Consider the following 18,483-nt stretch of genomic DNA (forward strand, 5'->3'; position numbering starts at 1 on the left):
CCATCCATTCAGATATTTCAAAGCTGTTGCCTACTCACTATAGCGCCCACACGAACAGCGCTCGCAAAACGGGTCATTTTTTAAACAGCGGCCGGTTTTTCCAGCACGGCGTAAACCACTTGATAGGTCGCAGGCAGGCCTTTCTCCTGCCGAAACGCCTCATAAGCTTCAATCAACGCCTGAATCCGCGCCCGACCAGTCAAACCGCCTGGTCGCCCGGGATTGATATTGTGCGCACCCAGTGCCTTGAGTTCATGGGTCAGGCTGCGCACATCCGGGTAATACAAAACGTGGGGCAGCACTTGCAGGCTACGCACCTGCAGCCCGCTGTCGGCACAGAGGCGCTGGTAGTCGTCGAACTCGCGGAAACGGTTGACGTGAACCAGACCATCCACCGCCTGCCAGCTGTCGCGCAGCTCGTACAAGGTGCCGACGCACAGGCTCGCGAAACCGAATACGCCACCAGGTTTGAGGACGCGCCGGGCCTCGCTCAGTACGGCGGCTAAGTCCGAGCACCACTGCACCGCAAGGCTTGAGAACATCAGTTCCACGCTGCCATCGGCCAATGGCAGATGCTCCGCGTCACCGGCCACGTAATGCTGCGCGCCTCCCAGCGGGCGAGCGTGGTTGAGCATGCCTTCGGCGATGTCCAGCGCGATGCCTTGGCTGCTCGGGAAATTCTGCGCCAGCACCCGGCTGAAATACCCGGTGCCGCTGCCCAGATCGAGCCAGCGTTCAGGCACGACATCAGCCGGCAGGCGCGACATCAACTCGCTGCCCACCGCTCGCTGCAATTCAGCGACGCTGTCGTAACTGGCCGCTGCCTTGGAAAAGGACGCCGCCACCTGACGCTTGTCTGGCAGATGGCTCTGGGTTGTCGCCTGTTGCTGTTTCACAGCTTTGAGCACCGCACAGTGGGAAAGATCAGTCATCACCGGACTCATGTAGAAACGCCTGGACCGCCGCAGCCACGCCGTGAGGGTTTTCCAGGATGAAGGCGTGGCTGGCCTGCTCGATCACGCCGACTTCGACATCAGGCAGCAGATTGAGCAGATCGGCACTCGCTTCTGCCGGAACCAGTGCATCGAGACCGCCGAACAGGTGCAGTTGCGGGCCGCGATAGGCCTGCAGCGCGGCACGGGTGTCCAGTTGCTCCAGCAGTTTGAGGCCCTCGATCAGGCCCTGGCTCGTGCCATGGGGCGCACCGGCCTTGAGTTGGCGCGACAGTGCGCGCGGTTCTTCGGCGCCCTGAACGCACAGCAGGCTGAAGCGCTTGAGGGTGGCGTCGGGGTCGGATTTGCACCCGGCAATGAACGCGTCGAAATCGGTCTGGGGCATCGCGCTTAGCCAGTCTCCTCGTGCGACGAAGCACAGGTTACTGGCAAAGGTCACCAGCCCGCAGCTGCGCTCGCCGCGCCTTGCAGCCAGTTCGGCGGCCAGCATGCCACCCAGGGACCAGCCGCCCAGCCAGACGTTGTCCGGCAGGGTGGCATCCAGCTCGTCGAGCCAGTCGTCGAGATTGTCGGTGTCCATGTCCGGCAGCGGCTCGATCTCGACCCGCAGATGCTCGTCCAGCCCACGCAGCGCCGCCGCCAGCGGCTCAAGGGGCGATACGCCCAGGCCCCAGCCCGGCAGCAGGATCAATTGGTCACGCATGGTGTGCCTCCACCGATTCACTTTCCCCCAGCAGCGGATAGCACTGCTCCAGTGTTTGCAACAATAGCCGCACCTGGGCTTCGCTGTGGGCCGCGGACAAGGTCACGCGCAAACGCGCACTGCCTGCAGGCACGGTGGGCGGGCGGATCGCGGTGACCATCAAGCCGCGCTCGCGCAGCATCTGCGACAGGCGCAGGGCACGGTCGCTGCTGCCGATGAGGATCGGCTGGATCGGCGTGAAGCTGTCCATCAACTCGAGGCCAATCGCTTGTGCGCCCTCGCGGAATTGCTTGATCAGCGCCTGCAAATGCTCGCGCCGCCAGTGTTCGGTGCGCAGCAGTTCGAGGCTTTTCAACGTCGCGCAGGCCAAGGCTGGGGGCTGGCTGGTGGTGTAGATATAGGGACGGGCGAACTGAATCAGCGTCTCGATCAACTCCTCGCTGCCCGCCACGAATGCGCCTGCGGTACCGAAGGATTTGCCAAGCGTGCCGATCAGCACCGGCACCTCTTCCATGCTCAAACCGAAGTGCTCGACGATCCCTGCGCCGTTCGCGCCCAAAGGGCCGAAGCCATGGGCGTCGTCGACCATCAGCCAGGCGTTTTTCGCCTTGGCGACCTTGGCCAGCGCAGGCAGGTCAGCGATGTCGCCGTCCATGCTGAACACACCGTCGGTCACCACCAGCGTATCGCCCACGGCCTTTTCCAGCCGGGTGTTCAGGCTGTCGGGATCGTTGTGCAGATAACGGGAAAAACGCGCGCCGCTGAGCAGGCCCGCATCCAGCAGCGAGGCGTGGTTGAGGCGATCTTCCAGCACGGTATCGCCCTGCCCCACCAATGCCGTGACCGCGCCGAGGTTGGCCATGTAGCCATTGGAAAACAGCAAGGCGCGGGGGCGACCGGTGAAATCGGCCAGGGCTTCTTCGAGTGCGTGGTGCGGGGTGCTGTGGCCGATCACCAGATGCGAAGCCCCGCCACCCACGCCCCAGCGTTCGGCGCCGGCCTGCCAGGCCTTGATCACGTCGGGATGGTTGGCCAGGCCCATGTAGTCGTTGTTGCAGAAAGCCAGCAACCGCTTGCCATCGACCACCACTTCAGGGCCCTGCGGGCTCTCGAGCAGCGGGCGTTGACGGTAGAGATGTTCGGCACGACGGGCAGCGAGACGTGCGCTCAGATCGAATGACATGCAGGCCTCGGGAAATTCCAATGTACGTTGTAGGAGCGCGCTTGCCCGCGACCGCGATGTGTCTGTGACGGATGTGCGACTGACACGCCGCCGTCGCGGGCAAGCGCGCTCCTACAAGGGGGCTGTGTGATTTCAGACAGCCGCGTCGTAAAACATCTCGCTGCTCTGCTGTTCGATCAGCGCCTGCTCGATGGCCGCCTGGTGCACTTCATCGGAATGCTCTTCGCGCGCTTCGGGCTGGATGCCCAGACGCGAGAACAACAGCATGTCCTTGTCGGCCTGCGGGTTGGCGGTGGTCAGCAGCTTGTCGCCGTAGAAAATCGAGTTGGCACCGGCGAAGAACGCCAGGGCCTGCATCTGGTCATTCATGGCCTCGCGACCTGCCGACAGACGCACGTGGGACTGCGGCATCAGGATGCGCGCCACCGCCAGCATGCGAATGAAATCGAACGGATCGACGTCTTCGGCATTGGCCAGCGGAGTACCGGCAACCTTGACCAGCATGTTGATCGGCACCGACTCAGGGTGCTCAGGCAGGTTGGCCAACTGGATCAGCAGGTTGGCACGGTCGTCCAGCGACTCGCCCATGCCCAGGATGCCGCCGGAGCAGATCTTCATGCCCGCATCGCGCACGTAGGCCAGGGTCTGCAGACGCTCGCTGTAGGTGCGGGTGGTGATGATGCTGGTGTAGAAATCCGGCGAGGTGTCGAGGTTGTGGTTGTAGTAGTCCAGGCCGGCATCAGCCAGGGCCTTGGTCTGATCAAGGTCGAGCTTGCCCAGGGTCATGCAGGTTTCCAGGCCCATGGCCTTCACGCCCTTGACCATCTCCAGCACGTACGGCATGTCTTTGGCCGACGGATGCTTCCAGGCGGCGCCCATGCAGAAACGGGTCGAACCGATGGCCTTGGCCCGTGCGGCTTCTTCCAGCACCTGCTGGACCTGCATCAGTTTTTCTTTCTCAAGGCCGGTGTTGTAGTGACCGGACTGAGGGCAGTACTTGCAGTCTTCGGGGCAGGCGCCGGTCTTGATCGACAGCAGGGTCGAGACCTGAACGCGGTTGGCGTCGAAGTGAGCGCGATGCACGGTTTGCGCCTGAAACAGCAGGTCATTGAAGGGCTGTGTAAACAGCGCCCTGACTTCGGCTAAGGTCCAGTCGTGACGCAAAGTGGCATTGATGCTGGCGCTCATGGGCGGCTCCTTGATGTATTTGGCGACTACCCGGGCGGTTTGGCTCACTCGGCAAAACCATAAAGTCCACAGGCGCAACACGGATGTTCGGCATATTTAAGGAAGCGGCATGCGCTGTCAACCTCGCAACGGGCATCAGGTTTACATCTGGTTAAAAAACGTACAGATGTGTCTGCTGTGCGACGAACAGACCGATTCCATCAGCCCGATCTGCACCCCATGCGAGAGCGAGCTTCCCTGGCTCATCGACCCTTGCGAGTGCTGCGCACTGCCCATGCCGATGTCAGGGCTGACCTGCGCGCAATGCACCCGCCAGCCGCCGGCCTTCAATGAAGTCATCGTGCCGTGGCAGTACGACTTCCCCATCGACGCGCTGGTCACACGCTTCAAGCACCAGGGCAAGTGGCCGCTGGGGCGATTGCTCACCGAGTTGCTCGCGCAAAACCTGCTGCACCGCTTTGAAGAAGGCCTGCAACCGCCGGACGTGCTGATCCCGGTGCCGCTTTCCAGCAAGAGAATGCGCGAGCGCGGTTACAACCAGGCGGCAATGATTGCTCACTGGCTAGGCCAGGCGCTGAAACTTCCAGTGAATGAAAGGCTGATAAAACGCGTCAAGGAAACCCCGGCCCAGCAAGGCCTGGACGCCAAGGCCCGCAAGCGCAACCTGCAGGGCGCGTTCGCCTTGACCGGGCCCTCGACCGTGACAGACCTGCACATCGCCCTGATCGACGACGTTCTCACCACCGGCTCTACCGCCGATGCATTGGCCAGGTTGTTGATTCAGGCGGGTGCAAGGCGAGTAGACGTGTACTGCCTGGCGCGTACGCCCAAGCCTGGTGACTGAGGGCCCTGTAGGAGCGCGCTTGCCCGCGATTGCGCCACTTCAGCCGGCCTATCTGTGGCAGGCGGACTGCGGTCGCGGGCAAGCGCGCTCCTACAATACCTGCGGACCGTAGATTCATTTTTGCCTTAAACTCCTACGCCACCCCTTCCAGAAAAATCTGCCCGACATGTCCCTACCCCCTTCCCTCACCCAACACATGGTCCGCCGGCCGCATCGCATTGCGCTGTTGCAGCACATCGCCGAGCAGGGTTCGATCACCCGGGCGGCGAAGAGCGCGGGGTTGAGTTACAAGGCGGCGTGGGATGCCATCGATGAGCTGAACAACCTGGCGCAGAAGCCGTTGGTCGAGCGCAGTGTGGGCGGCCGTGGCGGCGGCGGTGCGAAGCTTTCCCAGGAAGGCGAGCGGGTGTTGCAGCTTTATCAGCGTCTACAGGCGCTTCAGGCCCAGTTGCTGGAAAGCCCTGAGGAATCCGGCGATCTGGCGCTGCTCAGTCGCTTGATGTTGCGCACCAGCGCGCGCAATCAGTTGCATGGCCAGGTGGTGGATATCACAGCCTTCGGGCGCAATGACATGATCGGTATGCAACTGTCCGGCGGGCTTGAGATTCAGGCGCAGATCACCCATGACAGCACACTGCGCCTCGGGCTTGAAGCAGGCACCGACGTGTTCGCGCTGATCAAGGCTGGCTGGCTGGAATTGCTCGCTCCGGGTCAGCCCGCAACAACTGGACACAATTGTCTGGACGGCAAAATCGATGAAATTCTCGATGCGGACGATGGCCCGAGCGAGGTCAGAATCGTCCTGCCCAGTGGCCAGAAGCTCTGTGCGCTGGCCGAGGCCGATCACCTCGGGGCCTTGAAACTCAAGGTGGGCGGCGATGTTCAGGTGCAGTTCGCGCCGTCCAACGTGCTCATTGGCACGCCGCTTTAGCATCTGCAAACGGCCAGAAAGCAGGCCAATGGCCGTCATGAGGCAGACACAATAACGTCATCCGGGCTGAATAAGGTTTGCGGCAAAAACCGCAGGAAGCCCGTGATGAAACTACTCGAAGAAAACCAGTCGACCGACCTCGAAACACTGGTGCAACAGAACAGCGTGGGCATGACCCGCCGAGGCTTCATCAGCGCGGGGGCCCTGTGCGGTGCCGCGATGTTCATGGGCGGCAACCTGCTCAGCCGCAGCGTAATGGCTGCCAGTGTGAGCGCCGGCAACAGCGCCTTGCTGGGTTTCGACAGCATTCCTGCCGCCACCGCCGACAGCATCAGCCTGCCACCGGGCTACAAGTCTTCTGTTCTGATCAGTTGGGGCCAGCCGCTGCACGCGGGCGGTCCGGCGTTCGACCCGAGCGGCATGGGCACGGCCAAGGCCCAGGAGCTGCAGTTCGGCGACAACAACGACGGCATGAGCCTGTTCACCTTCCCTGGCGATAACGCCAACACCGCCACCCGCGCGCTGATAGCGATCAACAACGAATACACCAACTACCGCTACCTGTTCGACCACGGCAAGGATCCGCAATCCGCCGACGACGTGCACAAGGCCTTGGCCAGCGAAGGCGTTTCGGTGATCGAAGTGAAGCGCGAAGGGGACCAGTGGAAGTTCGTGCAAGGCTCCAAATACAACCGCCGCATTCACGGCAACTCGCCGATTCACCTGAGCGGCCCCGCAGCTGGTCATGAGTGGCTCAAGACCGCTGCCGACAAAACCGGCAAGACCGTTCTCGGCACCTTCCAGAACTGCGCCAACGGCAAGACGCCCTGGGGCACTTATCTGACGTGCGAAGAGAACTTCACCGACTGCTTCGGCAGCAGCGATCCTGCACAGAAGTTCGACGCAGCCGCCAAGCGCTACGGAGTGGTCGCCACCAGCAAGGAAGTGAACTGGCACCCGCACAACGAACGCTTTGACGTGGCGAAGAACCCCAACGAGTTCAACCGCCACGGTTGGGTGGTGGAAATCGACCCGTTCGACCCCAAATCCACGCCGGTCAAGCGCACGGCACTGGGCCGCTTCAAACACGAGAACGCCGCGCTGACTGAAACCAAGGATGGCCGCGTCGTGGTTTACATGGGCGACGACGAACGTGGCGAGTTCATCTACAAGTTCATCAGCCGCGACAAGGTCAACCACAAGAACCCCAAGGCCAACCGCGACATCCTCGACCACGGCACCCTTTATGTGGCGCAGTTCGATAACGGCGACAGCAACCCCGATCACCCCAAGGGGCAAGGGAAGTGGATCGAGCTGACACACGGCAAGAACGGCATCGATGCCTCGAGCGGCTTTGCCAACCAGGCTGAAGTGCTGATTCATGCGCGCCTGGCCGCCAGCGTGGTCAAGGCCACACGCATGGATCGCCCGGAGTGGATCGTGGTCAGCCCCAAGGATGGCCAGGTCTACTGCACGCTGACCAACAACGCCAAGCGCGGTGAGGACGGTCAGCCGGTGGGCGGCCCCAACCCACGTGAAAAGAACCAGTACGGGCAGATTCTGCGCTGGCAGGAAAAGGGCTCGGATGCGGCGTCCATGGACTTCGCCTGGGATCTGTTCGTCGTGGCCGGCAACCCCACGGCGCACGCCGGAAAACCCCAGGCAGGTTCCAGCAATATCACGCCACAGAACATGTTTAACAGCCCGGACGGCCTGGGTTTCGACAAGGCCGGGCGGTTGTGGATTCTCACCGATGGCGATTACTCCAACGCCGGCGACTTCGCGGGCATGGGCAACAACCAGATGCTCTGCGCGGACCCGGCCAGCGGTGAGATCCGCCGTTTCATGGTGGGCCCTGTGGGTTGTGAGGTGACCGGCATCAGCTTCGCGCCGGATCAGAAGGCACTGTTCGTCGGCATCCAGCACCCCGGCGAGAAAGGCGGCTCGACCTTCCCCGAGCATCTGCCTGACGGCAAGCCGAGGTCTTCGGTGATGGTGATTACCCGGGAGGATGGCGGGATCATCGGCGCTTGACGTAAGCCGCCCCTGTAGGAGCGCGCTTGCCCGCGACAGCTATCAGCCTGTGCCGCATGGGTTGGCTGACACGACGCATTCGCGGGCAAGCGCGCTCCTACAACTGCAAGGCTGACCATCAGATGTGTGTCAGCCATTCCCCGCCTGAGTTACCATGACTGGCCCGACGCGGCAGCCTGCTGCGCGCAGGAGTAAGCATGGCCCACCCGTTTGCAACACTCACCCCTGACCTGGTGCTGGACGCTGTCGAAAGCATCGGTTTCATCAGCGACGCGCGCATTCTGGCGCTCAACAGCTACGAGAACCGCGTCTATCAGGTCGGCATCGACGACGGCCAGCCGCTGATCGCCAAGTTCTACCGCCCCGAGCGCTGGACCAACGAAGCCATCCTTGAAGAACACAGCTTCACCGCCGAGCTTGCCGAGGTGGAAATCCCTGTCGTCGCGCCCCTCGAACACAACGGCCAGACCCTCTTCGAGCACCAGGGCTTTCGCTTCACCCTGTTCCCCCGGCGCGGCGGGCGAGCGCCAGAGCCGGGCAATCTCGACCAGTTGTATCGCCTGGGCCAGTTGCTCGGCCGCATGCACGCCGTGGGCGCCACCCGCCCGTTCGAGCACCGCGAAGCGCTGGGCGTGCAGAACTTTGGGCACAATTCGCTCAACTATTTGCTGGAAAACGACGTCATTCCCCGCAGCCTGCTCCCGGCCTACGAATCGGTAGCCAAGGATCTGCTCAAACGTGTGGAAGATGCCTACGCCAACACCCCGCATCAGAACATCCGCATGCACGGCGACTGCCATCCCGGCAACATGATGACCCGCGACGAGATCTTTCATATCGTCGACCTGGACGACTGCCGCATGGGCCCGGCGGTGCAGGACATCTGGATGATGCTCGCTGGCGATCGTCAGGATTGCCTGAGTCAGTTGTCGGAATTGATGGATGGCTATAACGAATTCCACGATTTCAATCCGCGCGAGCTGGCGTTGATCGAGCCACTGCGGGCGCTGCGCCTGATGCATTACAGCGCCTGGCTGGCGCGCCGCTGGGACGACCCGGCGTTCCCGCACAGTTTTTCCTGGTTCGGCACCGAACGGTATTGGGGCGACCAGGTACTGGCGCTGCGCGAGCAACTGGCAGCGCTGAACGAGGAGCCCTTGAAGCTGTTTTGACCCCGCATTGATGCGGTCCGTAGCAGCACGGCTTGCCGAAGGACCACCCATGCAAGCTGCCAACCCGCGTCGCGGGTACATTCTGGGCCTGACTGCCTACATCATCTGGGGATTGTTCCCGATCTACTTCAAGCTGCTTTCTTCCGTACCGGCGCTGGAAATCATCGTCAACCGGGCCATCTGGTCGGCGATTTCCGGCTCGCTTCTGCTGCTGGTGTGGAAACACCCCGGCTGGTGGCGCGAGCTGCGGGACAACCCGCAACGGCTGGCGATCCTGGCCGGCAGCGGTTCATTGATCGCCGCCAACTGGCTGATCTATGTCTGGGCGGTGAACAATAATCACATGGTCGAGGCCAGCCTGGGTTACTTCATCAACCCGCTGATCAACGTGATGCTGGGTATGGTCCTGCTGCGCGAACGACTGCGGCCGCTGCAATGGGCGGCGGTGATACTGGCGTTGGTGGGCGTGGCGCAACAGGTCTGGCAGGTCGGCAGCCTGCCTTGGATTTCGCTGGCACTGGCCTTCAGCTTCGGCTTCTACGGACTGATCCGCAAAAAGGCGCCGGTGGCGGCGTTGCCGGGGCTGGTGGTGGAAACCTGGATTCTGGTGCCACTGGCCATTGGCTGGTTGCTGTTCAATCCCATGGCCCACAGCGCGCAGCCCGAGTTCTGGAGCACCACCGAAGCACTGTGGCTGGCGGCTGCCGGCCCGGTCACCCTGGTGCCACTGGTGTGTTTCAACGCGGCTGCACGGCACCTGCCTTATGCGACGCTGGGTTTCTTGCAGTACATCGCGCCGACGCTTGTGCTGTCACTGGCGGTGCTGATGTTCGGCGAACACATGCCGGCCGCAACCAAGGTGACTTTCGGTTTCATCTGGGCGGGCCTGATCATCTACAGCGTCGATGCCTGGCTGACCACCCGCCGCCGTGCATGAAACCCCGGGCCGGCGATCACTCGTCGGCCCGCAACTTCAACTCCACCATCAAGTCATCGGCCAGGGTTTCCAGGCGCTTCTGCAACACATCCAGCGATAACGTCAGCGGTAGTCCCAGCGTGGCATTGGCCCGGAACAGCGGCTCGCTGCTCATCGGCGCAGGCTCGACGTTGGTCACCAACTGCTCGACGTTCACCCCCTGCTCGGTCAACAGGCGCGTGACATCCCGCACGATCCCTGGCCGGTCATTGCCCACCAGTTCCATGCTGATCGGCTTCCAGCTGCACGACGTCTCGATGCCGATTTCCGCGAATTGCACGCGAATGCCGTGCTTCGACAACCCCTCCAGCGCATCACGCAGTTGTTCATGGGCCTCGGCGGGTACGCCCACGCGCAGAATCCCGGCGAACTGCCCGGCCATGTGAGTCATGCGGCTTTCCAGCCAATTGCCACCGTGATTTGCAATGGTTGCCGCGATCTGTTCGACCTGCCCCGGTTTGTCAGGGGCAAATACAGTGACGATGAGATGGTCCACGGTCGAATCCTCTTCTTGTGCATGTCCGCAGGCTGCAAGGCGTGCCTGCGCGGCTGTCGGGCAAGTATAGGCAAGCTCCCCGACGTCGCCTGACTGCTTCCTGCGGAAACATTTTGTGTACCATTTTCAGAATTCTCTGGAACAATTCATGAACTTTTTGAGAACATCCGTAACCGTGGTGTGACCATTTGTGAAAATCCAGTCGATTGGTGACATATTTAGTCTGATTCTCACACCGCAACTCATCATGTAGTATTCCGCCGCGTTCACTACATAAACGTTGTAACGATGCCTGACCCAGCATCGCCATTCATTGAAACCTGCTGTGCACGTCGCTTCGTGTTCAGGGATTGCAGCCCCGGCCCAGCCGCCAGCGATGGCATGTTCTGGCAAGGGCGAGTGGCGATGTCGATGGCTTTAACAAGATTGTGCCCGTGATCGAGGCGCAGATAGCTGAGCAGAGTGAGGCAAGCAATGACTGAACACGTTCAAGTCGGTGGCCTTAAGGTCGCCAAAGTCCTGCTGGATTTCGTGAACAACGAAGCCATTCCCGGAACCGGCATTCAAGCCGAGGCCTTCTGGGCCGGTGCCGACAAGCTCATCCACGAGCTGGCACCGAAGAACAAAGCCCTGCTCGCCAAACGTGATGACTTGCAGGCGCGTATCGACGCCTGGCACCAGTCCAATGCCGGCAAGGCCCACGACGCCTCGGCATACAAGGCTTTCCTGCAGGAAATCGGTTATCTGCTGCCAGAAGCAGCGGACTTCCACGTGACGACGCAAAACGTCGATGAAGAAATCGCCACCATGGCCGGCCCGCAACTGGTCGTGCCGGTGATGAACGCCCGTTTCGCCCTCAACGCGTCTAACGCCCGCTGGGGTTCGCTGTACGACGCGCTGTACGGCACCGATGCCATCAGCGAAGAAGGCGGCGCCGAAAAAGACAAAGGCTACAACAAGGTTCGCGGTGACAAGGTCATCGCCTTCGCCCGCGCCTTCCTCGACGACGCCGCGCCACTGGCTGCTGGCTCCCACGTCGATTCCACCAGCTACAAGATCGTCGATGGCGTGCTGATCGTCGGCTTGAAAGGCGGCAGCAACACCGGCCTGCGTGACGACGCACAGCTGATCGGTTTTCAGGGCGACGCTTCGGCGCCGACTGCCATCCTGCTCAAGCACAACGGCCTGCACTTCGAGATTCAGATCGACGCCACAAGCCCCGTCGGCCAGACCGACGCCGCGGGTGTGAAAGACGTGCTGATGGAAGCTGCGCTGACCACCATCATGGACTGCGAAGACTCCATCGCCGCCGTAGACGCCGACGACAAGGTGGTGGTCTACCGCAACTGGCTGGGCCTGATGAAGGGCGACCTGTCCGAGGAAGTCTCCAAGGGCGGCGCGAGCTTCACCCGCACCATGAACCCGGACCGCGTATACACCTCGCCAAAAGGCGAAGCGGTGACGCTGCACGGCCGTTCGCTGCTGTTCGTGCGCAACGTCGGTCACCTGATGACCATCGACGCGATCCTCGACAATCAGGGCAATGAAGTGCCGGAAGGCATTCTCGACGGCCTGCTGACCAGCCTGGCGGCGATCCACAACCTCAAGGGCAATACCTCGCGCGCCAACAGCCGCAAGGCTTCGCTGTACATCGTCAAGCCGAAGATGCACGGCCCGGAAGAAGCGGCGTTCACCAACGAGCTGTTCGGTCGCATCGAAGACGTGCTGAGCCTGCCGCGCAACACGCTGAAAGTCGGGATCATGGACGAGGAACGCCGCACCACGGTCAACCTCAAGGCCTGTATCAAGGCGGCCAGCGAGCGCGTGGTGTTCATCAACACCGGTTTCCTGGACCGCACCGGCGATGAAATCCACACCTCCATGGAAGCCGGTCCCGTGGTACGCAAGGCGCAGATGAAAGCCGAGAAGTGGATCGGCGCCTACGAAAACTCCAACGTCGATATCGGTCTCAAGTGCGGCCTGCAAGGTCGTGCGCAGATCGGCAAAGGCATGTGGGCCATGCCGGACCTGATGGCCGCGATGCTGGAACAGAAGATCGCCCACCCGCTGGCCGGGGCCAACACCGCCTGGGTGCCGTCGCCGACCGCAGCCGCACTGCACGCCCTGCATTACCACAAGGTCGACGTGTTTGCCCGCCAGGCCGAATTGGCCCAGCGTGCGCCGGCTTCGGTCGATGACATCCTGACCATCCCGCTGGCGCCGAACACCAACTGGACGCCTGAAGAGATCCAGAACGAACTGGACAACAATTCCCAGGGCATCCTCGGTTACGTGGTGCGCTGGATCGACCAGGGCGTGGGTTGCTCGAAAGTGCCGGACATCAACGATGTCGGCCTGATGGAAGACCGCGCCACGCTGCGTATTTCCAGCCAGCACATCGCCAACTGGCTGCGTCACGGCGTGGTCAACGAGCAGCAAGTGATGGAAAGCCTCAAGCGCATGGCGCCGGTGGTGGACCGCCAGAACGCCAGCGACTCGCTGTATCGCCCGCTGGCGCCGGACTTCGACAGCAACATCGCCTTCCAGGCGGCGGTCGAACTGGTGATCGAAGGCACCAAACAGCCAAACGGCTACACGGAGCCGGTGCTGCACCGCCGCCGTCGTGAGTTCAAGGCGAAGAACGGCCTGTAAATCGGCCGGGAAAACAAAAAAATGGCGGTGTGTCCCGGGACACACCGCCTTTTTTTGCATCCACCGTTTCTGTGGATTTGCACGTTCCCGTAGCAGCACGGCTTGCCGGCGGGAGCGGTGTGTCAGGAAACTCATCATCGGCTGACACACCGCCCCCGCCGGCAAGCCGTGCTGCTACGGGAGAAGAACAAGCCTATTCAACTCATCCCCAGTTCCCGCTTCACCAGGCACACCAACTGCTTGGTATTGATCGGCTTGAGCAGGAAATCCAGCACGCTCAGGTGCATCGCATCGATGGCATCGCGCACATGGGCGTCGCCTGAGACGATGATGATCGGCAGCGCTGCGCGATCGGAGTCGCGCACCCGGCGAATCAGGTCCAGCCCGTCGCACGGCGCCATGCGCAGATCGGTGATCAGCAAGGCAATTGACGGTCGGGTTTCCAGCAGATGCATCGCGCTGGTGCCGCCGGCTGCGGTGATGCAGCTGATGTCGTTGAGACTGAGGATTTCGGCCAGTATTTCCCGCGCATCCTTGTCATCGTCGACGATCAGCACCCGTTGTGGTGATTGCGACTGCGGCGCCAGCATGACCTCATTGAGGGCATCGCGCTCTTCATCACTCAAAATGTCGTGATCGAACATACCCGTCTCATCTTCCTGTCGACTCTCATTCCGACAGCGCAAACACAATGCGTGCGCTGCACACTACGTCGGCGTCATGCCAGGCCAGGACGGCCTTCGTCGAGGTTAAGCGAAGCACTCCAACGACTTTCCATCACCTAAGACTTACGTCCAATGGGCACTGCCCGATAAGCGGTCGACCATGGCGCTATAAAAACAAGTGGTACCGGTCATGAGCAAAGCCGACGCTTTTACCCAGGCAGGCAAGACAGCCGTGTTGCAGAACATTCACGGCACGATGCAATTTCTGCAAAAATTCCCGCCATTCAATCAGATGGAGAACGCCCATCTGGCCTATCTGGTTGAACAGTGCCAGCTACGTTTCTACGCTACGCATGAGAGCATCATCAGGCCTGGCGATGGGCCAGTAGAGCACTTTTATATCGTCAAACAGGGCCGCGTCGTGGGCGAACGCCCGCATACGGCCAAGGGCGGCACCGAAACCACCTTTGAAATCACCACCGGCGAGTGTTTCCCCCTTGCCGCACTGCTGGGCGAACGCGCCACCCGCACCGAGCATCTGGCGGCCGAAGACACCTTTTGCCTGCAACTGAACAAGCAGGCGTTCATCAAGCTGTTCGCCCTCTCCAGCACCTTTCGCGATTTCGCCCTGCGCGGCGTCAGCAGCCTGCTGGAACAGGTGAACCAACAGGTCAAGCAGAAGGCTGCGCTGACACTCGGCACGCAATATTCGTTGAATACGCGACTGGGCGAACTGGCCATGCGTCACCCCGTGACCTGCTCGCCCCAGACCCCGCTGCGCGAGGCCGTGCGGCAGATGGACGAGCAACAGGTCGGCAGCATCGTGATCGTCGATGAGGCGAAGGCGCCGCTGGGCATCTTCACCCTGCGCGACCTGCGCCAGGTGGTGGCGGACGTCAACGCCGACTTCGGCCAGCCCATCGAACGCAGCATGATCCAGGCGCCGTTTTACCTGAGCCCCGACGCCAGCGCGTTCGATGCAGCGATCGCCATGACTGAGCGGCACATCGCCCACGTCTGCCTGGTCGAGGATCAGCGCCTGTGCGGCGTGGTGTCCGAGCGCGACCTGTTTTCCCTGCAACGGGTGGATCTGGTGCACCTGGCCCGGACCATCCGCAACGCGCCGCGCATCGAATCCCTGAGCAACCTGCGCGGCGACATCGTGCAACTGGTGGACCGCATGCTTGCCCACGGCGCCTCATCGACGCAGATCACCCACATCATCACCCTGCTCAACGACCACATGGTTTGCCGGGTGATCGAGCTGACGCTGCAAGAGAAAGGCGACCCCGGCATCCCGTTCAGCTGGCTGTGCTTCGGCAGCGAAGGCCGCCGCGAACAGACGCTGCACACCGATCAGGACAACGGCATCCTGTTCGAAGCCAAGGATGCTGCCGAAGCCGCCGAGATTCGCGGCAAGCTGCTGCCCATCGCCGAGCGCATCAACCAGAGCCTGGCCCAATGCGGCTTTACCCTGTGCAAGGGCGGGATCATGGCCAGCAATCCTGAGCTGTGCCTGTCGCGCCTGGAGTGGGCGCGGCGCTTCAGCGCGTTCATTCGTGAGGCGACGCCGGAGAACCTGCTGTCGTCGAGCATCTATTTCGACCTGCGAGTGGTCTGGGGCGACGAGAGCGGTGGCGAACAATTGCGCCATAGCATTCTGGCGCAGGTCGCCGACAACCGGCTTTTCCAGCGCATGATGGCCGACAACGCCTTGCGCCAGCGTCCGCCGGTAGGGCGCTTCAAGGATTTCGTGGTGGCACGCAAGGGCAGCGAGAAAGACACCCTGGACCTCAAGACCCAGGGCCTGACGCCCTTTGTCGATGGCGCCCGCCTGCTGGCGCTGGCCAACGGCGTGACCGCCAACAACACCCTTGAACGGTTGCGCCAACTGGTGGCCAAAGAAGTCATCGACCGGCAGGACGGCGCAGCCTATGAGGAGGCCTATCACTTCATTCAGCAGACGCGCATGCAGCAGCACCAGCAGCAGAGCCGTCAGAACCTGCCCTATTCCAACCGCATCGACCCGGACGTGCTCAACCACCTGGACCGCCGGATCCTGCGTGAATCGTTCCGCCAGGCACAGCGTCTGCAAACCAGCCTGACCCTGCGTTATCAACTTTATGCGACCCGATCATGAACCTGTTTCAATGGCTCAAGCCCAACCGACCCGCCAAGGGCGCGGACCTCACCGCCGAGCAACTGCTGCGCCTGAGCCAGTTGCCACGCGCGAGCGCCTTGGGCGGGCATCCGTTGCGCCAGCAACGCTGGGTGATGCTGGACCTTGAAACAAGTGGCCTGAACATGAACCGCGACCAGGTGCTGTCCATCGGCGCCGTGGTCATCGAGGACGGCGCCATCGATCTGGGGCAGCAGTTCGAACGCACCCTCTCACGGCCCGACCACAAACTCGGCCCCAGCGTGCTGATCCACGGCCTGGGCCCCAGCGCGATTGCCGCAGGCAGCGAGCCGGTGGAGGCCTTGCTGGATTTCATGGAGTTCGTCGGGGACAGCCCGCTGCTGGCGTTTCATGCGCCGTTCGATCAGCACATGCTGGGGCGTGCCTTGAAGGAAAGCCTGGGTTATCGCCTGCAACACCCGTTTCTCGACGTGGCCGAGATCGCCCCGCTGCTCTGCCCGCAAGCCTGCCTGCGGCAGGCGGGGCTGGATGACTGGACCGCATTCTTCGGCCTGCACGCCGGCGAGCGCCACAACGCCAGCGCCGATGCCTTGGTGACCGCAGAACTGGCGCTGATCCTGTTCAGCCATGCCAGGCGCCAGGACATGGACAGCCCGCTGCAACTGGAGCAAGCCTTGGGCAAATGGCGCCGCCGGCAGCAGTCGCATTCGTTCTGAGCCACATCGATTAATCCGCTGTTCGTAGCAGCACGGCTTGCCGGCGGGGGCGGTGTGTCAGCCAATGATGGGTTGACTGACACACCGCCCCGCCGGCAAGCCGTGCTGCTACGGGGCCAATATTTCCTTGAGTAACCGTTCAGCTACTTCCTGTAACGACCAATTGCCAGCATTTGAACGCTCTGACACAATCGCGAATAATTCTCGTTAGTTACTTTGTTCTCTTCGGTGCGTACGTGTCGTCCATTCAAAGTCATCAGCAACAGCTTGTCGGAACGCTCTATCGCGACCATCGCAGCTGGTTGCTCGCATGGCTACGCCGCAACGTCGCCTGTCCTCATCGCGCCGAGGACTTGAGCCAGGACACCTTCGTACGCCTGCTGGGGCGGGATCAACTGGCCGAGCCGCGCGAACCCCGGGCGTTTCTGGTTCAGGTGGCCAAGGGTCTGTTGTTCGACTATTTCCGCCGCGCCGCACTGGAACAGGCCTACCTCAACGAATTGATGCTGATCCCGGAGGCGGAACAACCTTCGCTCGAAGAACAGCAACTCATTACCGAAGACCTGAAGGCCATCGACCGGATGCTCGGCAAACTGTCGAGCAAGGCACGGGCAGCCTTCCTTTATAACCGTCTCGACGGCCTGAGCCACGGCGAAATCGCCGAGAAGATCGGCGTGTCCGTGCCCCGCGTGCGCCAGTACCTGGCCCAGGGCATGCGCCAGTGCTACATCGCGCTGTACGGCGAGCCGACATGAGCATCAGCACGCGCCCGGTTTCATCGCAGGTACTGGATGCCGCCATCGCCTGGCAGTTGTGCCTGGATTGCGGCCAGGGCAGCGACACTGACCGCGAAGAGTTTGCCAAATGGTACGCCGCCAGCGAAGAGCACGCACGCGCCTGGTTGCAGTTGGGCATGGTCGACCAGCGTTTCGTGGGCACCACCGGCCCCGCCCGTTCGGCGTTGCTGCGTTCGCGCGATGGCGTGGGCCGGCAGATGCGCAAGCTCGGGCGCGGCGTCGCCGGTTTCGCCGTGGCTCTAGGCCTGACGCTGCTCGCGGGGGAACGCTACCTGCCCGTCAGCTACTGGCTGGCGGACCAACGCACCGCCACTGGCGAGCAACGCACCATTCGCCTGTCGGACAACACCCTGGTCCGCCTTAATACCCACAGCGCGCTGGATGTGCGATTCGATGACAAACAACGTCGGATCATCCTTCAGGAAGGCGAAATCTTCGTCGAAACCGGCAGCCACGACGACCCGCGCCCTTTCATCGTTGAAACCGATGAAGGACAGATGCGCGCATTGGGTACGAAATTTCTGGTCAAGAGAAGGGACGACGGGACGCTGTTGAGCGTGTTGCAATCGGCGGTGGCGGCCCACCCGCAGGCGGCCGGCAACGAAATGATCCTGCATGAAGGCCAGCAGATGCTGATCCAGCGTCACAGCCTGGGGCCGATGCTGGCTCTCGATCCCGGCGCCGACGCCTGGACCCGCGGGATGCTGGTGGTCGACAACGCGGCGCTCAAGGATGTGATCGCGGAGCTTGGCCGTTATCGCTCCGGCTATCTTGGGGTCGCTTCGGACGTTGCCGACTTGCGCATCACCGGCAGTTTCCCGCTCAACGATACTGACCTCGCCCTCAAGGCTTTGATGCCGACGCTGCCTGTAGCCATCGAGCAGCGCACCCACTGGTGGGTCACGGTGATTGCCAGCGACGTGAAGCAAACCCACAAGCTTTAAGCCCCCCCTGTAGCAGCACGGCTTGCCGGCGGGGGCGGTGTATCAGCCACACATGTTTTGCCTGACACACCGCCCCCGCCGGCAAGCCG

The 18,483-nt window shown here is 62.1% G+C and carries 16 protein-coding genes; 10 read left to right on the forward strand and 6 right to left on the reverse strand.

The genetic code is table 11. The features are described from left to right. Positions 1-80: 80 nt before the first annotated feature. The 4 genes from bioC to bioB all read right to left on the reverse strand — a co-directional run bounded on the left by bioC (position 81) and on the right by bioB (position 4,027). Positions 81-932 carry a malonyl-ACP O-methyltransferase BioC gene (gene bioC, locus ACIPO9_RS18190; protein WP_400782589.1) on the reverse strand — a complete coding sequence of 284 codons (852 nt, stop codon included), beginning with the start codon at positions 930-932 and terminating at the stop codon, positions 81-83. Continuing rightward, positions 925-1,656 carry an alpha/beta fold hydrolase gene (locus tag ACIPO9_RS18195; protein ID WP_400782591.1) on the reverse strand — a complete coding sequence of 244 codons (732 nt, stop codon included), beginning with the start codon at positions 1,654-1,656 and terminating at the stop codon, positions 925-927. The genes bioC and ACIPO9_RS18195 overlap by 8 nt, the downstream gene beginning before the upstream one ends. Continuing rightward, complete coding sequence (bioF, locus tag ACIPO9_RS18200; protein WP_400782593.1) at positions 1,649-2,839, reverse strand: 8-amino-7-oxononanoate synthase; 1,191 nt, start codon at positions 2,837-2,839, stop codon at positions 1,649-1,651. The genes ACIPO9_RS18195 and bioF overlap by 8 nt, the downstream gene beginning before the upstream one ends. A gap of 132 nt (positions 2,840-2,971) precedes the next feature. Continuing rightward, complete coding sequence (gene bioB, locus ACIPO9_RS18205; RefSeq protein ID WP_400782595.1) at positions 2,972-4,027, reverse strand: biotin synthase BioB; 1,056 nt, start codon at positions 4,025-4,027, stop codon at positions 2,972-2,974. Between the two features lie 109 nt (positions 4,028-4,136). Between bioB and ACIPO9_RS18210 the strand changes: the two genes are divergently transcribed. The 5 genes from ACIPO9_RS18210 to rarD all read left to right on the forward strand — a co-directional run bounded on the left by ACIPO9_RS18210 (position 4,137) and on the right by rarD (position 9,945). Then, the gene (locus ACIPO9_RS18210; RefSeq protein WP_400782596.1) at positions 4,137-4,871 is read left to right on the forward strand and encodes a ComF family protein; all 735 of its coding nucleotides are present in this window, start codon (positions 4,137-4,139) and stop codon (positions 4,869-4,871) included. A gap of 166 nt (positions 4,872-5,037) precedes the next feature. Then, on the forward strand, positions 5,038-5,802 hold the full coding sequence (locus tag ACIPO9_RS18215; protein ID WP_400782598.1) for a TOBE domain-containing protein: 765 nt from the start codon (positions 5,038-5,040) through the stop codon (positions 5,800-5,802). A 105-nt stretch (positions 5,803-5,907) separates the two neighbouring features. Beyond that, positions 5,908-7,836 carry a PhoX family protein gene (locus ACIPO9_RS18220; protein WP_400782600.1) on the forward strand — a complete coding sequence of 643 codons (1,929 nt, stop codon included), beginning with the start codon at positions 5,908-5,910 and terminating at the stop codon, positions 7,834-7,836. A gap of 197 nt (positions 7,837-8,033) precedes the next feature. After that, complete coding sequence (locus tag ACIPO9_RS18225) at positions 8,034-9,008, forward strand: serine/threonine protein kinase (protein WP_274131541.1); 975 nt, start codon at positions 8,034-8,036, stop codon at positions 9,006-9,008. A 49-nt stretch (positions 9,009-9,057) separates the two neighbouring features. Next, positions 9,058-9,945, forward strand: a complete 888-nt coding sequence (gene rarD / locus ACIPO9_RS18230) for an EamA family transporter RarD (protein WP_274131542.1) — start codon at positions 9,058-9,060, stop codon at positions 9,943-9,945. Between the two features lie 16 nt (positions 9,946-9,961). Here rarD and ACIPO9_RS18235 read toward each other — a convergent pair whose 3' ends face one another. Next, positions 9,962-10,480: a glycine cleavage system protein R gene (locus tag ACIPO9_RS18235; protein ID WP_400608642.1), complete on the reverse strand. Its 519-nt coding sequence runs from the start codon at positions 10,478-10,480 to the stop codon at positions 9,962-9,964. A 474-nt stretch (positions 10,481-10,954) separates the two neighbouring features. Between ACIPO9_RS18235 and ACIPO9_RS18240 the strand changes: the two genes are divergently transcribed. Beyond that, positions 10,955-13,132 carry a malate synthase G gene (locus ACIPO9_RS18240; RefSeq protein ID WP_400782601.1) on the forward strand — a complete coding sequence of 726 codons (2,178 nt, stop codon included), beginning with the start codon at positions 10,955-10,957 and terminating at the stop codon, positions 13,130-13,132. Between the two features lie 197 nt (positions 13,133-13,329). Here ACIPO9_RS18240 and ACIPO9_RS18245 read toward each other — a convergent pair whose 3' ends face one another. Further along, the gene (locus tag ACIPO9_RS18245; RefSeq protein WP_400782604.1) at positions 13,330-13,776 is read right to left on the reverse strand and encodes a response regulator; all 447 of its coding nucleotides are present in this window, start codon (positions 13,774-13,776) and stop codon (positions 13,330-13,332) included. A 211-nt stretch (positions 13,777-13,987) separates the two neighbouring features. On the opposite strand from ACIPO9_RS18245, the gene ACIPO9_RS18250 reads away from it, so the two are divergent. The 4 genes from ACIPO9_RS18250 (at position 13,988) to ACIPO9_RS18265 (ending at position 18,394) form a co-directional block, all read left to right on the forward strand. Then, positions 13,988-15,937 carry a putative nucleotidyltransferase substrate binding domain-containing protein gene (locus tag ACIPO9_RS18250; protein ID WP_400782605.1) on the forward strand — a complete coding sequence of 650 codons (1,950 nt, stop codon included), beginning with the start codon at positions 13,988-13,990 and terminating at the stop codon, positions 15,935-15,937. Next, positions 15,934-16,653, forward strand: coding sequence for a PolC-type DNA polymerase III (locus ACIPO9_RS18255; RefSeq protein ID WP_400782607.1), 720 nt, complete (start codon positions 15,934-15,936; stop codon positions 16,651-16,653). Before ACIPO9_RS18250 ends, ACIPO9_RS18255 begins: the two co-directional genes overlap by 4 nt. Positions 16,654-16,889: 236 nt before the next feature. Next, a complete protein-coding gene (locus ACIPO9_RS18260; RefSeq protein ID WP_400782609.1) occupies positions 16,890-17,408 on the forward strand; it encodes an RNA polymerase sigma factor in 519 nt (172 codons plus the stop codon). After that, positions 17,405-18,394, forward strand: a complete 990-nt coding sequence (locus ACIPO9_RS18265) for a FecR family protein (RefSeq protein WP_274131551.1) — start codon at positions 17,405-17,407, stop codon at positions 18,392-18,394. The genes ACIPO9_RS18260 and ACIPO9_RS18265 overlap by 4 nt, the downstream gene beginning before the upstream one ends. Positions 18,395-18,483 lie beyond the last annotated feature (89 nt).

Source organism: Pseudomonas sp. NPDC090203 (assembly GCF_044746765.1).
Lineage (GTDB): Bacteria > Pseudomonadota > Gammaproteobacteria > Pseudomonadales > Pseudomonadaceae > Aquipseudomonas > Aquipseudomonas putida_AD.

Bases quoted from the DNA above. Each gene is read 5' to 3' on its own strand.
- bioC (WP_400782589.1), bottom strand. From the start codon at position 932: ATGACTGATCTTTCCCACTGTGCGGTGCTCAAAGCTGTGAAACAGCAA.
- ACIPO9_RS18195 (WP_400782591.1), bottom strand. From the start codon at position 1,656: ATGCGTGACCAATTGATCCTGCTGCCGGGCTGGGGCCTGGGCGTATCG.
- bioF (WP_400782593.1), bottom strand. From the start codon at position 2,839: ATGTCATTCGATCTGAGCGCACGTCTCGCTGCCCGTCGTGCCGAACAT.
- bioB (WP_400782595.1), bottom strand. From the start codon at position 4,027: ATGAGCGCCAGCATCAATGCCACTTTGCGTCACGACTGGACCTTAGCC.
- ACIPO9_RS18210 (WP_400782596.1), top strand. From the start codon at position 4,137: ATGCGCTGTCAACCTCGCAACGGGCATCAGGTTTACATCTGGTTAAAA.
- ACIPO9_RS18215 (WP_400782598.1), top strand. From the start codon at position 5,038: ATGTCCCTACCCCCTTCCCTCACCCAACACATGGTCCGCCGGCCGCAT.
- ACIPO9_RS18220 (WP_400782600.1), top strand. From the start codon at position 5,908: ATGAAACTACTCGAAGAAAACCAGTCGACCGACCTCGAAACACTGGTG.
- ACIPO9_RS18225 (WP_274131541.1), top strand. From the start codon at position 8,034: ATGGCCCACCCGTTTGCAACACTCACCCCTGACCTGGTGCTGGACGCT.
- rarD (WP_274131542.1), top strand. From the start codon at position 9,058: ATGCAAGCTGCCAACCCGCGTCGCGGGTACATTCTGGGCCTGACTGCC.
- ACIPO9_RS18240 (WP_400782601.1), top strand. From the start codon at position 10,955: ATGACTGAACACGTTCAAGTCGGTGGCCTTAAGGTCGCCAAAGTCCTG.
- ACIPO9_RS18245 (WP_400782604.1), bottom strand. From the start codon at position 13,776: ATGTTCGATCACGACATTTTGAGTGATGAAGAGCGCGATGCCCTCAAT.
- ACIPO9_RS18250 (WP_400782605.1), top strand. From the start codon at position 13,988: ATGAGCAAAGCCGACGCTTTTACCCAGGCAGGCAAGACAGCCGTGTTG.
- ACIPO9_RS18255 (WP_400782607.1), top strand. From the start codon at position 15,934: ATGAACCTGTTTCAATGGCTCAAGCCCAACCGACCCGCCAAGGGCGCG.
- ACIPO9_RS18265 (WP_274131551.1), top strand. From the start codon at position 17,405: ATGAGCATCAGCACGCGCCCGGTTTCATCGCAGGTACTGGATGCCGCC.